Here is a 14,863-nt window from a genome sequence, read left to right as displayed (position 1 = left end):
GATATTGGTATTGAAATTAGAATAATGAGTAGAGTAGTTGAAGTGGAGTTCTAGAAAGATATATTAAAATCTGTGATTTTAGAAAGTTGAGAAAAAATAGAAGGATCTATCTTTGTAGATACTAAAGGTTCTTCTGGGCCAATGGGAAACTGTTCTAATTATGGAAATGGATGTGCTATGTGTGTATTAAGATGTCCATCTTTTGGTGGTAGGGTGAGTATAACTGAAAGATGCGGAGTAGAAGATATGATTGGTGAGAGGAATAACGGTGATTTCGGCGCTTTTAGTGGGTCAATGAAACTATTAAAAGAAAGTCTTAGTGAAGATATACAAAAAGAATTAAGAGAAAATGGATTTGCTGTAATTCCTCTTCAAAAAGAACTTAGAAATGAAAAAAAACTAGATATAAAAATCTGTCAACAGTATGCATTACATGAGTTTAGCGAAAATATAATTCTTCTAGATACAGGTCATGCAAAATTAATGTCACCGTTTTTTGAACTTGAAAAACTTAGAAGTGTTCCTGGATTTGAAAATGCATGCATAGTTGATCCATATTCAGGTGGAAAGGCAAACTCTATAAGATATATGGCTGTTTCTCCAAGAGATAATTATATGAGAGCGGAGGGAATGAGTAATTTATTTGTTGGAGGAGAAAAATCGGGATTTTATGTAGGTCATACAGAAGCAATATGTACTGGAAGTTTAGCAGGTCATAATGCAGCTAGATATTTAGCTGATATGGATTTATTAGAATTACCAGAGACTTTATTAATTGGAGATTTTATTAATTATTCTAATATAGAAATGCACAAAGAAAATGGTCATAAAAAGAGATTTACATTTGCAGGAAGTATTTATTTTAATAGAATGAAAGAAAAAGAATTTTATACTACAGACAAAGATATAATTTATAAAAGAGTAGAAAATGTATCTTTAGTTGAAGTTTATGATAAAAAAATACTATAATAATTAAAAATTACCTTACTTTGACTAGAATTAGTCTTAGTAAGGTGATTTTTATAATAAAAAAAGTTTAAAAAACTTAAATAACTTATAAATAATTGTCGATAGTACTAAACTATGCTAAAATTTAATTATTACAAAAATAGATGATATATTAATAATATAGTATATTAAAGGGGCTTGGAGTGATACTATGAATTATATTATGGATGAAAATATATCCAGTGTGTGTATTGAAATGAGCAATATAAGAAAGTTGTGCAAGATTAATGAATATAAAGGGGAACAAATTATTTATAAAAATCAACCTAAAAATATTGTTATATCAATGAATGATGATGCAATTTTGAAATTTGTATATGATACATATATAGATAGTTTTTCAGGTGGAAGTGAAAGATTAATTTGTTTAATTAATAATGAGATATCTCCTAGCACGAGAGAAGATATTAATGTAGTTGAATTTAGAGATGTCATAAAAACAGTAAATAGTGCCTATGAGGATACAAAAATATGCTCACAAACTATTTTGGAACTTCATGGTTACTTACATAGATATTCTAAAATAAGAGGTGGTAGATACAGAAGTATTGATACCTGTGCATCAAATATAGATTCTTTTCTTTATAGAGATTATGATAACGATTTTATAAGAAATAAAGATATGGTAGGAAATATAGAGAATTATATAGAAAGACTATGTTCAAATTATTATAAATTAATAAATTCAGAAGAAATAGAGCCATTAATAATTATAGCAACATTTATAATAGATTTTATACGAATATCGCCTTTTTATGAAGAGAATATAAAAATGGCAAAGATTTTAACTTTACTTCTTTTAAATAAAAGTGGTTATGAAGTAGGAATATTTGCTAGCCTAGGAAAAATATATGATGATGAAAATCAATTATATTTTAAAGCTCTTTTTAATAAGTATGGTAACAGTGGAAGTGATAAATATAGTATCAATAAATGGCTAGAATACTTCCTGGATTCTATATTAAAGGCTTATGAAAGACTAACTGATGAAATGAATCTAACAGGGAATAAAAAAGAAACTAAAACTAGAAGAATAGAAAAGATTATTAATTCAACTTTAGGATATTTTACAAAAGATGATATAAGAGATTTATGTCCTGATATTCCAGAGCCTACAATTAATAGAGTGTTTAATAATTTAAGAAAGAATGGAAAAATAGAAGTAGTAGCAAAAGGTAGAAGTGCTAAATGGAGAAAAAGATAGTAAAAGGTATATCATTAATAAACTTACTTAAGTTTATTTTGATATATCTTTTTTATATTTTGAGGGATTATAAATTATGTGAATTGTGAATAATTTATAATTTCAACAGATAAATTTGAGATACGGACTCAGTCGTTGGCGACATGAAGATGAGCGCCAACACAGTGGCTTAAACGAAGTGAATTTTTTATTAACAGAAAGTATATTTTATTGGTGGAGAAATAGACTTTTTTGCCAGGAGTTTGAAATAACTAGTCCTAGTATAGGTTATAAATAAGATAAGTTTTTAGTACATAAATTAGATTTAATTAGAATAATATGTAATATTTAGCAAATAATAATAATATTATTATTTATCAGAGGTGAATTATGAAGAAAAAATTATTATATATTACTGTAAATTCTAAACCAGAGAAGCTTTCATCCAGTAAAACTGTAGCAAGGCTATTTATACAAAAGTTTATAGAAAAGAATCCTGATTTTGAAGTTGAACAAGTAGATTTATATAAAGATCATATACCAAGATTACAATATGAATATTTTGCAGGTAAAAATGCTTTAGTTGAAAAAGAAGCATTAAATCAATTGGATGATAGATCAAAGAAAGAAATAGAAAAGATTAATCAATTATGTGACCAGTTTATAAGTGCCAGAATATATGTCATAGCTGCTCCTATGTGGAGTTTATCTTTTCCGGCGCCACTTAAGGAATATTTTGATTGTATAATACAAGATAAAAAAACTATAAGTTTTGAAAATAAAAAACCTAAGGGATTACTTAATGATTTTGATAGAAGTTTAGTATACATTCAATCTAGTGGTGGAAAAATACCTATTTATGCAAAGCCAATTTTAAATATGGGTGTTAATTATATAAAATTTATTGCTAAATTTATAGGAATAAAAAAAGTTAAAGAACTATTAATAGACTCAACAGGAACTACTGACAAAGAAAGAGAAGCTGCCATAGAAAAAGCTACTGGTGAAATGGATAATATATTAAAATCTTTAAAATATTAAAATTAAATAAAATAATTATAATAATATAAAATATATTGTGAAAATTCAATTAATTATTGAAAATGTATATATAATGTACTACTATTATTGTTAATAAAATAAAGACCTGAAGGCTAAAGAACAAGGAACTACAACTGTGAAAAACACAATAAGCACACAATATATGTAAAATTAATGTGTGCTTATCTTTTTAATTATCTGTTAGTATAAAACATTTAATTATTATCTACAATTATTGCAGTTGTTACTTTCATTTGAGCAATTATTGTTTTCCATTTTATTATTTAGTTGATTACAATTGTTTTTGTTTTCCATTTGATTTTTCATTTGATTTTTGTTATTTGCTTTTTTAGCCATTTTTAAGTCTCCTTTGAATTAATATTTGTTTCATTAATATAATTTGTAATTGAGATATAAATATGCATTTTTTTTATTTGAAAAAATTTCAAATAATTAATAATAAAAATATAAGTGTAATAATCAAGAGAAGTATTACAACTATAAAAAATATCATTTTATTTAGGAGGAGTAATTTATGTATCCAACAAGAGAAGAAGCTTGGGATCTTTTAAAAGAATATAATCAAGATCCCCATCTTCTAAATCATGCACTTGCAGTAGAAGGTACTATGAGACACTTTGCCACACTATATAATGAAGATTGTGAAAAATGGGGAATAGTTGGCTTATTACATGATTTAGATTATGAAATGTATCCAGAGCAACATTGTAAAAAAGTTATTGAAATTATGAAAGAAAAAGAACTAGATGAAGAATTAATTCGAGGGGTAATAAGTCATGGTTATGGATTAGTAAATGATGTCAAGCCAGAGAGCAATTTAGAGAAAGTATTATATACTATTGATGAATTGACTGGCCTTATAAATGCAACAGCAATAATGAGGCCATCTAAAAGCGTTTTAGATTTAAATGTAAAGTCAGTTAAGAAAAAATTTAAATCTAGTGGTTTTGCAGCAGGAGTAAATAGAGATGTTATAAAAAATGGATGTGATATGTTAGATAAGTCTTTAGAAGGGATAATAGAGCAAACTATAGAAGGAATGAGAAGTGTAGCAGAAGATATAGGTTTAAAGGGTACTGTATAAAATTTAATATAAAGTGAAAAAGTATAAGCTTAATTGCTTATACTTTTTCACTTTATATTAATTACAAATGTATGTACAGTGATTGTAATAATATGGTATATATTTAGAATTTATGATAAAATTAAATATGTTAAGTAATTATATATATTTTGATACTATCTGTATTACGGGCAGGAATTTTGTTAGTGTGATAGTCTAAAATAGTTATTATTGATAAATAGCATGAAATATTTATATCTTTATGCTATTTTTTATGAAAATATTTGAATTAATTCATTTTAAGTAATATTATATTATTACATAGATAAATAAAAATTTATAAGTAAAGAGGGTAACTAAATGAAAGACAGCTGTTTAAGTGATATTAATTATATTAGAATCTCTCTTACGGATAAATGTAATTTAAGGTGCGTTTACTGTATGGATGAGGATGAAAAATTTGAAGAAGAATATATAAATGACATACTTAGTTTTGATGATTATAAATTTATAATAAAAAACTTTGCAGAACTTGGTATAAAAAAAATAAAATTTGATGGTGGTGAGCCTCTTTTATATGGAAGACTTAGTGAGTTAATATATTATGCTAAGCATATCTGTAATATAGAAGATGTCTCTATAACTACAAATGGTCATAATTTTTGTGAAAGAGCATTAGAGCTAAAAGAAAGTGGCATTGATAGCGTAAACATAAGTATAGACTCTTTAAAGGAGTACAGATATAGAGGTGTTACTAGAGGTGGAAATTTAAATGAAGTATTAAATACTTTTAATACTTGTTTAAGATTAAAAATTCCTGTAAAAATTAACTGTACATTAATTGAAAGTTTTAATGATGATGAAGTTTTTGATTTTATACAACTAGCTAAAAATTTCCCTGTTGATGTAAGGTTTGTAGAATTGAGACCATCTGGATATGCAAAGGAATTATATAGAACAAGTTATATTAATACAAAATCATTAATAGAAAGTATTGATGGTATAGAGCCTATAGAATCTGATTTTAATTCCATAGCTAAATATTATACAATGAGAAACTTAAAAGGAAGAATAGGTGTAATTAGCTCTATAAGTAATTCTTTTTTCAAAAACAGCAATAGAATTAGAATAACTCATGATGGATACGTAAGACTTTGTCTACATGGAGAAGAAGATATTGATATAAAACAATTTTTACATAAACCAATAATGTTCAAAGAAATAATAAAAGAAATATTACTTGAAAGACCTAGGACTTATACATCAATTTAATTATATAAAAATTATTTGAACTTTATATTTATGAAAATTGTAAAGTACTCATCTTACAATAAAAATTATTAAAATAGAAACAACCAGTAAAATAACACTTTACTGGTTGTTTCTATTTATTAAGATAAATTCAATACTTTATTTAAATTTACAACAAACGATATATTCTTCTTGTGTACCATTATTATCAATTATAACTAAATATTCTTTATAATGCGCATTATGTGGTCTTAAATATTCTAAAGAGATAACATAATCATTATCTTCTAACTCCAAGAGCTCTCTATCTTTTAAAAATTTTCTATTAATTAATTCTAAAAGTCTATCCATTTTTTCACCCCTAAATAAATATATAGCATAGTTATTATTATTTTAAAAGTATATAAATTAGAAGTATATAAAAAAATTTATAATAATTTGATTATAAATGTAAAAAATAAAATATAATTATATTTTTTTATTTAACATTATCTTAACATTCATTTAACTATTTCTTAACCAAATCTATAAAAAAATATTATATTATAGCAATAGTTGATAAGTTTTTACATTTGACAAGGATAATACTAAATTTGTGTTAAATATAAATAACAATATATTACATAAAAATAATATATGGAATACAAATAGTTTCATTAGCAACATTTTAAGGAGGAAAAAATGGAAATAGCAATAGGTATTTTAGGTGGTCTTGGTTTATTCTTATATGGAATGAATTTAATGGCTGAAGGTCTGCAAAAGGCAGCAGGAGAGAAATTAAAAAAAATAGTAGAGAAACTTACAAGTAATGTAGTTATGGGAGTTATAGTAGGTACAGTAGTTACAGCAATTATTCAAAGTTCTAGTGCAGCTACAGTTATGATTGTAGGTTTTGTAAATGCAGGAATAATGACATTAGGTCAAGCAATTGGTGTAATAATGGGAGCTAACATAGGAACAACTGTTACGGCTCAAATAGTATCATTTAAATTAGAAGCTATTGCACCAGTAGCTTTAGGTGTAGGTATTATATTCTATTTATTTAGTAAAAAACAAAAAACTAAAGAATTTGCTTTAATTCTTTTAGGATTTGGTATGTTATTTACTGGTATGGAATTTATGAAAGATGCAGTTAAGCCTTTATCAGAGTATCAAGGATTTAGAGATGCATTAGTATACTTTGGAGAACATCAAATTCTTGGAGTACTTGCAGGTTTCTTAATAACAGGTATAGTACAAAGTTCAAGTGCTTCAATGGGGATGTTAATAGCATTAGCTTCAGAAGGATTAATTCCTTTATCTGCAGCACTACCAATATTATATGGTGATAATATAGGTACTTGTGTAACTTCACTAATATCAAGTATAGGTGCATCAAGAAACGCTAAACGTGCTGCAACTATGCATTTAACTTTTAATGTATTAGGAACAATAATATTTATATTAATATTAAATATACCAATAACTAAATTTGTAACATATTTAGATCCAAACGATACAGCAAGACAAATAGCAAATGCTCATACAATGTTTAACGTAGTAAATGTCATAATTTTATTACCATTTGCAAAATATATAGTTAAATTCGTAACTAAAATTATGCCAATAACAGAAGAAGAAAGTGAAGCGACAATAGGCACTAAATATTTAGATGAAAGAATACTACAAACACCATCTATAGCATTAGGAAATACTGTAAAAGAAGTTATAAGAATGGGTAATAAAGCTAATAAAGCTTTAGAAACTTCAATGAACTCTTTAATTAAAAAATCAAATGCAGATGTAGAACAAACAGTAAAATATGAAGAGACTGTAAATGCTTTACAAAAAGATATACTAAATTATTTATTACAACTTTCAAAATCTCCTCTAAATGATGATGAAAGAAATAAAGTAGATTTATTATTCAATACAGTAAATGATATCGAAAGAGTATCAGATCATGCTGAAAATATATCTGAATTATCAAGAATTGCAATTGAAAAAGATTTATCTTTCTCAGAGAAGGCAATGGAAGAAATGAAAAATATATACGGTAAAGTTTCTACAAACTTTATTGAATCATTAAAATGTTTAGAAGAAAATAATAAAGAAATGGCAGCAGGTATATATGCAAGAGAAGACGAAGTAGATGCTCTTGAAAAATTATATAAAAAGACTCATATGGAAAGATTAAATAATGGAAAATGTACAATAGACTCTGGGGTACTATTCTTAGATTTATTAACGAATCTAGAAAGAGTTTCAGACCATTCATGTAATATAGCTAATCGTGTTGAAGCTGAATAGCAAAATGAGTAATAAAAAAGTTGCCTAAATAAAGGCAACTTTTTTATTATTGAATTTTTATATTTATTATATCCCCGTTGTATCTTTCCATATTAACGATTTCACCAATTAAATTATATTTAAAAGAATCTAATAATGATTTAGACAATTTTTTAGTATCGACTATTTCTTCTTCAAATATAAAGAAATCCAAAGAGTTATTTTTTATAAGTCTTTTTACAAACTCAATTGGTAAATTTAATTTAATTTTATCTCCTGTATGTGAATGTATATTAATGATAACAAACCTTTCATTGTTACTTTTTATAGTATCGGCCATATTAATCCTCCCTCTTAAAGAAAAACTTTGTCTATATTCTAATTTATATTCATAATATGAGTTATTTTATAACAAAATATAAATACTTAAAAAAAATTTAAAAGTATGTTAGAATAAGTTGTTAAAATATTATTGTAAGGAGTTGTAATAATTGTTTAATTATATAAAATTTGCCATATTTCAAATTATAGGATTTATACTTTCTATACCTAAACTAATGAAATATAAATTTAATGAAGAAAAGTATAGTAATGGAGAAAAGTATAAGTTTGTACGTAATCATACTAACAGATCATTAAATTTGGTAAATATAAAAGTTAATGTTATAGGAAAAGATAAAGTTCCAGACGAAGAAGTATTATTTGTAGCTAATCATTCAAGTATGCTTGATAGCTATATATTAGCAGCCAATGTTACTAAACCAGTAGGTATAGTAATTGCAGATGTACCAACTTGGAGGCATATTCCACTGGTAAGTGGATGGCTAAAATTAATGAAATGTGTATACATAAATAGAGAAAATAATAGAGAAGGAATAAAAAGTATAATAAAAGCTTCTGAAATAATTAAAGAAGGGCAAAGTATGGCAATTTTTCCAGAGGGTGATTTAACATGGGTAAAAGATCCTAATTCATTGATTGGTGATTTTAAACCTGGATCATTAAAAATAGCTTATAAAGCTAATTGCCCTATTGTTCCTATGGTAATAAAAAATTCAAGATCAACATATGAAGGATACCAACCTATTGGTAAAATATCTTCACAAAATGTAGAAGTAGAATTCTTAGATCCTATATATGACCATATAGAAAATTCTAAAATAAAAACTGTTGAGTTGGCAAATAGTATAAAAGAAAAAATGATTAAATCAATAAAAGATTTTCATAATTAAATAATTAGTAATAAAAAAGAGAGTTACAACTCTCTTTTTTATAATAGTATGAAATTAATGTTTCAATCTAAAAGTATCACAAACTGCATTTTTTAAATTAATAAGAACATGATTGGCATTACATGCACCTTGGATATTATATGTACAATTTTTTGCACTACAAGATATATTTTGAGTGTTTGTTAAATTATCAGGTGATGTGGAACTTGTAAAATTAGCATTTGATTTATCTACAAAACTTTCGCAATAAGTCTCTGGAGTGACAGTAGCTTCGAAACCTTCAACTTTTATATGAGAAGCATAGCAATATCCAGTTTTATTATATGAACAATTGGATACTAAGCAATTTAAATTACTATCCATAATAAGCCTCCTTGGATTGTTTAATATTTTTCTTCTTTTATTATTATGATAAATTTTATAAATTTAATACAAATCTGAAAATTAATATTTATTTCTATGATAATAAATTAATGAAAAATAAAATACATGGCATACTAAAAATATCAAGTAAGAAGGCGGCTACCAAAGGAACTACTATAAAAGCATTGACTGAGTCTCCATATTTATGTGTTACAGAATTCATATTTGCCAAAGCATTAGGCGTTGCACCAAGACCATGACCTAATAATCCACTAATCATAACTGCTGCATCATAATTTTTACCTAAAAGTTTAAAACAAATAGTTGAAGAATATATGATAATAAATACTACTTGAGATAAAACTATTAATAGTATAGGTCCAAATAAACTAGATAGTGTAAAGAAATCTATGCTCATAAGAGCCATAGTCAAAAACATTCCAAGTGATAAGTCTTGTAAAAAATTTAATAAATTAAAATCAAGTTTTATAATCTTAATTTTATCATTAACATTTCGAAAAATTACAGCTGTAAAAATACATCCAACTATACCTGGTACTACTATACCAAAAGAAATATTTAATATTTTAGCTAACATATCGCCTAAAGTCATACAGATTAAAACTACTAAAACCTGCTCAAAAAAAATGCTGTCACTTGTACTTAAAATTGATGATGATTTTTTATTGTCAGATTTACTTTTTTGTATAGAGTATGTAGTAATAGAGGTTTTTAGTTTATATTTTTCAATTAAAAATTTAGCTACAGGACCTCCTATAATACCTCCCATTATAAGACCTAAAGTAGCAGCGGCAAACCCTACGCTACAAGCATTGCTTACTCCAATATTTTCTAATGTGGTACCAAAGGCAAGAGAATATCCATGTCCACCTTCCATTGAAATGCTACCACACATCAAAGCTAAAAGTGGATCTATATTTATAATTTTAGATAAAATAATCGTAATAATATTTTGTGAAAATCCAAGAAAAGCGCATATAAACCAGTATATAATCAAGGTTTTTCCACCTTTTTTTAATAATGAGAAACTTACACCAAGTCCTACTATAGTAAAGAAAAATGACATAAAGTAAGGCATAAGTGTTGTATTCATATTAATTTCAAGTACATTAAAATATTTTAATATAAAAGCTAAAAGTGAAAAAAATAGTCCTCCTGCTACAGGAGAAGGAATACAAAATTTATTTAGTATGTAAATTTTATTAGTAAGAAAGTTGCCAAATAGATATAATGATATGGTGAGAATAAAAGTAGTAATTATGTCTAAATCTAAGGTATACATGATTACCTCCTTTACTTTATAAGTATTCGAATATAATATGTAAAGACGTTGAAAAATCAACGTCTTTACATATTATATATTTTAATAAAATTAAAAACATAGATAAAATATAAATGAAATATTTATAGATTATATTCTTAAGTAATAAATTATATACTTAGATTTTGTTATCAACTTCAGTAAATTTTTTTCTATATTGAGATGGAGTTTGATTTGTAATTTTTTTAAATACAATTGTAAAATAATTTTGATTGTTATATCCAACTTCAAGAGCTATATCGAGTAATGATAAATTTGTAGTTGCTAAAAGTATTTTACTTTTTTCTATTCTAAAAAGATTCAGAAAATAAGAGAAGTTTTCTCCTGTAGTTTTCTTAAATAAATTACAAAAGTAAGATTTGTTTATTTTTAAATAATCACATAAAATATCAATGTTAATGTCCTTATTATAGTTTTTATGTATATACTCTATTGATTTCTTTACATAAGTATTATAAGATTTAAAACTAAGATTATAATTAAGACTGTCACAAATTATGCTAGATAATAAGTCTTCTATATAAGTAAAACAATTTATTGGTTTATATGGTATTAAACTATCTTTATGATCACAATTAGTTGTAATTGGACCTAAAATAAAATGAACATTACATTCTTTTAATATTAAATAATGGGTATCGCTATCAATAGATAACTTAAAACTCTTATTTTTATTTTTACATAGAGCATCTTTTATAAGATCATGAGGATACATGTTACTAATATGCTCGTTATATCCATAGGTATAAATTTTATCAATATTTTTACATATGACCTTTATTGGAATATTGCAACAATTATAAAATGTTTCAGCAATGCAGTTTATATTAATCATAAGTCATCCAACTCCTAGAATTATATTAATCATAAGTGTATCAATGAAATAGAAGTGTTCTAAAATATTGATACTATATATCAATTATTATTCATTAGCAAATGATAATGAATATCGTATAAATATAATATCTAATTATGATGATAAAGTCAATTATTTTAGCAGAGTTTTAATGTTTTTTCTATTAAATATAAATAAAAATACTTTGAGAATGTATATTTTATGGATGCTCATTCTTTCATTTTACTAAATATATATTATTATGGTAATATTTATTTATAAATTTGTTGGATAATGAGGTGGAATATGAACAAAGTAATTGGTATTTTGGCCCATGTTGATAGTGGAAAAACTACTTTATGTGAACAAATACTTTATCATACAAAATCTATACGAAAAAGAGGAAGAGTAGATCATAAAGATTCTTATTTTGATAGTTACGATATAGAAAGACAAAGAGGTATTACCATATTCTCCAAGGAAGGGAAGTTTTCTTATAATAATTCTAACTACTATTTAATAGATACTCCAGGGCATGTAGATTTTAGTACAGAAATGGAACGAAGTTTGAAAATGTTAGACTATGCTATACTTATAATTAGTGGAGTGGAAAAAGTTCAGTCTCATAGTGAAACCATATTTAATCTGCTTAGAGAAAACAATATTCCTACATTTATATTTATTAATAAAATGGATAGGGAAATTACTAATAAACAGGATATAATAGAAGATTTACAAGAGAATTTAAGCAAAAATATTTTTGATTTTACAAATGAATTAAAAGATGAAATGAGTAATGAATTGATAGAATTTATATCTGAAAAAGATGAGGAATTATTAGAACTATTCTTTGAAGAAAAATATAACTATGATTTATGGATAAAATATCTTATAAAATTAATTAAAGAATTAAAAGTATTTCCATGTGTATTTGGATCTGCTTTACTTGATGAAAATATAGATATTCTTTTGGAGATTTTAGACAAACTAACTATTACTAACTATAAAAAAGAAGATAATTTTGTAGGTAAGGTTTATAAAATTAAATATGAAGAAAATAATCAAAAATTAACTTTAATTAAATTGTTACAAGGACAACTAAAAGTTAAAGATGAAGTATCATATAAATACAATAATGAAGTAGTAAGGGACAAAATAAACGAAATAAGAGTATATAATGGAGAGAAATTTACAAAAAAAGATATTGCTGATGCAGGTGAAATAGTAGCTGTAAAAGGATTAGGTAAGATAAATGTTGGTCAGCAGTTAGTTTCATATAATAATGAGGATGATTTTAAAATAGTAAATGATAATAATTTTCATATCATACCAACATTAAGTAGTAAAGTTATATTTGCTGAAAATCTTAACATTAAAGATATATATAATTATTTTAAAATTTTAGAAAATGAAGAACCTTCATTAAATATTTTATACAATGAAGAATTAAAAGAAATTCAGATTAGTGTAATGGGTAAAATGCAATTGGAAATTTTAAAAAAGATTGTCTATGATAGATTTAGTGTAGAAGTAGATTTTGGTCCATGTGAAATTCTATATAAGGAAAGTATAAAATCTACAGCTATTGGAATAGGTCATTTTGAACCACTTAAACATTATGCTGAAGTTGTTTTAAAACTAGAACCAAGTAAAAGAAATAGTGGTATATATTTTGAAAGTAAAGCACATGTAGACGATATTACTATAGGACATCAAAATTTAGTAAGAACTCATATATTTGAAAAACCACATAAAGGAATATTGGGCGGATATGAAATAACAGATATCAAAGTAACATTATTAACTGGAAGAGCACATAATAAACATACTGAAGGCGGAGATTTTAGACAGGCGACTTTGAGAGCATTAAGACAAGGATTAGAAACAGTAGAAAATATATTATTAGAGCCTTACTACAAATTTAAAATTGAGATTGAAAATGAATACATAGGTCGCTTAATTTCAGATATACAAAAAATGAGTGGAACTTTTCATATTCATGAAGGTAAGAATAATAAGTCCATAGTAAATGGAAGAGGTCCTGTTTCTAGATTGATGGATTATCCTTTAGAATTAATATCTTACACTAAGGGAAGAGGACGAATAAGCTTTATATATGATGGATATGATGAATGTCATAATACTGAAGAAGTTTTAGCAAGTAGAAATTATGATAAGGATAATGATAAAGAGTATACATCTAATTCAATTTTTTGCTCTAAAGGTAAAGGCTACATTGTAAAAGGTGAGGATGTAATAAATTATATGCACTGTGAAATTAATTAATATAGGAGTTTATTATGGATTCAAGAAAATTAATAACTTTTGATAATAGGACCAAAGAGTTTAATTTGTTATACAATGAAAGATTAATTAAAATTAATGTGATATATAGACAACGAAAAAATATATCAATTAGAATAATGCCAAAGGACAAAATAGATATTATAAGTCCAAAATCTGTATCATATTCATTTTTAAAAGATGTTATTATAAAAAAGAAAGATTGGATTTTAAAAACATTAGATAAATATAAGGATATCAATGAAGAGTTTAATGAAGAACGAAAGTTTGTAGATGGGGAAATTTTTTATTATTTGGGAAAAGAGTATAAATTAAAAGTTATTTATGATAAAAATATTCTAAATAGAAATAAAAATTACTGTTACATATCTTTGGATAATGAAAATCTAATTATTAAAATAAATAATTATGACAAGGAATTAATTAAAGATGAAATAAAAAAGTGGTATAAATTTGAAAGTGAAAAATTAGTTATGGATAGAGTTGAATACCTAAAAAATAATAATTATATAATTAGTACTTTAAGTCCTAATATTATAAAAATAAAAGAACAAAAAAAGAGATGGGGAAGTTGTACTTCTCAGAAATCTATCTATATTAATTCAAGAATATCAATGGCCAGATTAGATGTAATAGATTATATAATTATACACGAGTTTTGCCATCTTGTTCATATGAATCATTCAAAAGATTTTTATGAATTAGTAAAACAAATAATGCCTAATTACAAAAATAGTGAAATATGGCTTAAAGAAAATGGATATAAGTTAATAATATAATGTTTTATATGAAATTTTTAAATATATAAAATACACATATAAAAGGGATACTGTGAATTTTTTTCTGTAAATAGCTTTCTATGATAAAATTATTAAGGCGTGGATATGAAAATTAATTATCCATGCCTTAATTTGAATGTAGTTTTAATTTAATCGCATGTCAAGTACACCTT

At 24.9% G+C, this 14,863-nt stretch carries 15 protein-coding genes; 9 read left to right on the top strand and 6 right to left on the bottom strand.

Features of this window, described 5'->3' with window-relative positions; all coding sequences use genetic code 11:
- The first annotated feature begins 141 nt into the window (after positions 1-141).
- The 3 genes from J7G74_RS14340 to J7G74_RS14330 all read left to right on the top strand — a co-directional run bounded on the left by J7G74_RS14340 (position 142) and on the right by J7G74_RS14330 (position 3,232).
- Complete coding sequence (locus J7G74_RS14340; RefSeq protein ID WP_297136577.1) at positions 142-969, top strand: FAD-dependent oxidoreductase; 828 nt, start codon at positions 142-144, stop codon at positions 967-969.
- 190 nt (positions 970-1,159) lie between these two features.
- On the top strand, positions 1,160-2,212 hold the full coding sequence (locus J7G74_RS14335; RefSeq protein ID WP_297136576.1) for a Fic family protein: 1,053 nt from the start codon (positions 1,160-1,162) through the stop codon (positions 2,210-2,212).
- Positions 2,213-2,581: 369 nt separating this feature from the next.
- The gene (locus J7G74_RS14330; RefSeq protein WP_297136574.1) at positions 2,582-3,232 is read left to right on the top strand and encodes an FMN-dependent NADH-azoreductase; all 651 of its coding nucleotides are present in this window, start codon (positions 2,582-2,584) and stop codon (positions 3,230-3,232) included.
- A 222-nt stretch (positions 3,233-3,454) separates the two neighbouring features.
- On the opposite strand, the gene J7G74_RS14325 is transcribed toward J7G74_RS14330, so the two are convergent.
- A complete protein-coding gene (locus J7G74_RS14325) occupies positions 3,455-3,589 on the bottom strand; it encodes a hypothetical protein (protein ID WP_297136573.1) in 135 nt (44 codons plus the stop codon).
- A 178-nt stretch (positions 3,590-3,767) separates the two neighbouring features.
- Here J7G74_RS14325 and J7G74_RS14320 point away from each other — a divergent pair, with 178 nt between their 5' ends.
- Both J7G74_RS14320 and J7G74_RS14315 read left to right on the top strand, forming a co-directional pair.
- Positions 3,768-4,337 carry a hydrolase gene (locus tag J7G74_RS14320; protein ID WP_297136572.1) on the top strand — a complete coding sequence of 190 codons (570 nt, stop codon included), beginning with the start codon at positions 3,768-3,770 and terminating at the stop codon, positions 4,335-4,337.
- Positions 4,338-4,676: 339 nt separating this feature from the next.
- Complete coding sequence (locus J7G74_RS14315; RefSeq protein WP_297136571.1) at positions 4,677-5,588, top strand: GTP 3',8-cyclase MoaA; 912 nt, start codon at positions 4,677-4,679, stop codon at positions 5,586-5,588.
- A 138-nt stretch (positions 5,589-5,726) separates the two neighbouring features.
- Here the strand turns inward: J7G74_RS14315 and J7G74_RS14310 are convergent, their stop codons facing one another.
- Complete coding sequence (locus J7G74_RS14310; protein WP_297136570.1) at positions 5,727-5,918, bottom strand: hypothetical protein; 192 nt, start codon at positions 5,916-5,918, stop codon at positions 5,727-5,729.
- A 330-nt stretch (positions 5,919-6,248) separates the two neighbouring features.
- Between J7G74_RS14310 and J7G74_RS14305 the strand changes: the two genes are divergently transcribed.
- Positions 6,249-7,856, top strand: a complete 1,608-nt coding sequence (locus J7G74_RS14305; protein ID WP_297136569.1) for a Na/Pi cotransporter family protein — start codon at positions 6,249-6,251, stop codon at positions 7,854-7,856.
- Positions 7,857-7,902: 46 nt separating this feature from the next.
- Here the strand turns inward: J7G74_RS14305 and J7G74_RS14300 are convergent, their stop codons facing one another.
- A complete protein-coding gene (locus J7G74_RS14300) occupies positions 7,903-8,175 on the bottom strand; it encodes a hypothetical protein (protein WP_297136568.1) in 273 nt (90 codons plus the stop codon).
- 151 nt (positions 8,176-8,326) lie between these two features.
- Here J7G74_RS14300 and J7G74_RS14295 point away from each other — a divergent pair, with 151 nt between their 5' ends.
- Positions 8,327-9,067 carry a lysophospholipid acyltransferase family protein gene (locus tag J7G74_RS14295; protein ID WP_297136567.1) on the top strand — a complete coding sequence of 247 codons (741 nt, stop codon included), beginning with the start codon at positions 8,327-8,329 and terminating at the stop codon, positions 9,065-9,067.
- 54 nt (positions 9,068-9,121) lie between these two features.
- Here the strand turns inward: J7G74_RS14295 and J7G74_RS14290 are convergent, their stop codons facing one another.
- From J7G74_RS14290 to J7G74_RS14280, 3 genes are all read right to left on the bottom strand, one after another.
- Complete coding sequence (locus J7G74_RS14290; protein ID WP_297136565.1) at positions 9,122-9,430, bottom strand: DUF1540 domain-containing protein; 309 nt, start codon at positions 9,428-9,430, stop codon at positions 9,122-9,124.
- Between the two features lie 94 nt (positions 9,431-9,524).
- Entirely contained in the window at positions 9,525-10,733 is a 1,209-nt protein-coding gene (gene gltS / locus J7G74_RS14285) for a sodium/glutamate symporter (protein ID WP_297136564.1), read from the bottom strand.
- Positions 10,734-10,890: 157 nt separating this feature from the next.
- Complete coding sequence (locus tag J7G74_RS14280; RefSeq protein ID WP_297136563.1) at positions 10,891-11,607, bottom strand: helix-turn-helix domain-containing protein; 717 nt, start codon at positions 11,605-11,607, stop codon at positions 10,891-10,893.
- Positions 11,608-11,913: 306 nt separating this feature from the next.
- Here J7G74_RS14280 and J7G74_RS14275 point away from each other — a divergent pair, with 306 nt between their 5' ends.
- The gene (locus tag J7G74_RS14275; RefSeq protein ID WP_297136561.1) at positions 11,914-13,893 is read left to right on the top strand and encodes a GTP-binding protein; all 1,980 of its coding nucleotides are present in this window, start codon (positions 11,914-11,916) and stop codon (positions 13,891-13,893) included.
- Between the two features lie 14 nt (positions 13,894-13,907).
- The gene (locus J7G74_RS14270; RefSeq protein WP_297136559.1) at positions 13,908-14,690 is read left to right on the top strand and encodes a M48 family metallopeptidase; all 783 of its coding nucleotides are present in this window, start codon (positions 13,908-13,910) and stop codon (positions 14,688-14,690) included.
- Positions 14,691-14,863: the final 173 nt, after the last annotated feature.

It is taken from the genome of Terrisporobacter sp. (genome assembly GCF_017888745.1).
Classification (GTDB): Bacteria; Bacillota; Clostridia; order Peptostreptococcales; family Peptostreptococcaceae; genus Terrisporobacter.
The sequence above is the reverse complement of the archived record's forward strand: the minus strand, read 5'-3'. Positions and strand labels throughout refer to the sequence as shown.

What these genes read in the sequence shown, in the direction of transcription:
- J7G74_RS14340 (WP_297136577.1), top strand. Translation starts at nt 142, where the DNA reads ATGGGAAACTGTTCTAATTATGGAAATGGATGTGCTATGTGTGTATTA.
- J7G74_RS14335 (WP_297136576.1), top strand. Translation starts at nt 1,160, where the DNA reads ATGAATTATATTATGGATGAAAATATATCCAGTGTGTGTATTGAAATG.
- J7G74_RS14330 (WP_297136574.1), top strand. Translation starts at nt 2,582, where the DNA reads ATGAAGAAAAAATTATTATATATTACTGTAAATTCTAAACCAGAGAAG.
- J7G74_RS14325 (WP_297136573.1), bottom strand. Translation starts at nt 3,589, where the DNA reads ATGGCTAAAAAAGCAAATAACAAAAATCAAATGAAAAATCAAATGGAA.
- J7G74_RS14320 (WP_297136572.1), top strand. Translation starts at nt 3,768, where the DNA reads ATGTATCCAACAAGAGAAGAAGCTTGGGATCTTTTAAAAGAATATAAT.
- J7G74_RS14315 (WP_297136571.1), top strand. Translation starts at nt 4,677, where the DNA reads ATGAAAGACAGCTGTTTAAGTGATATTAATTATATTAGAATCTCTCTT.
- J7G74_RS14310 (WP_297136570.1), bottom strand. Translation starts at nt 5,918, where the DNA reads ATGGATAGACTTTTAGAATTAATTAATAGAAAATTTTTAAAAGATAGA.
- J7G74_RS14305 (WP_297136569.1), top strand. Translation starts at nt 6,249, where the DNA reads ATGGAAATAGCAATAGGTATTTTAGGTGGTCTTGGTTTATTCTTATAT.
- J7G74_RS14300 (WP_297136568.1), bottom strand. Translation starts at nt 8,175, where the DNA reads ATGGCCGATACTATAAAAAGTAACAATGAAAGGTTTGTTATCATTAAT.
- J7G74_RS14290 (WP_297136565.1), bottom strand. Translation starts at nt 9,430, where the DNA reads ATGGATAGTAATTTAAATTGCTTAGTATCCAATTGTTCATATAATAAA.
- gltS (WP_297136564.1), bottom strand. Translation starts at nt 10,733, where the DNA reads ATGTATACCTTAGATTTAGACATAATTACTACTTTTATTCTCACCATA.
- J7G74_RS14280 (WP_297136563.1), bottom strand. Translation starts at nt 11,607, where the DNA reads ATGATTAATATAAACTGCATTGCTGAAACATTTTATAATTGTTGCAAT.
- J7G74_RS14275 (WP_297136561.1), top strand. Translation starts at nt 11,914, where the DNA reads ATGAACAAAGTAATTGGTATTTTGGCCCATGTTGATAGTGGAAAAACT.
- J7G74_RS14270 (WP_297136559.1), top strand. Translation starts at nt 13,908, where the DNA reads ATGGATTCAAGAAAATTAATAACTTTTGATAATAGGACCAAAGAGTTT.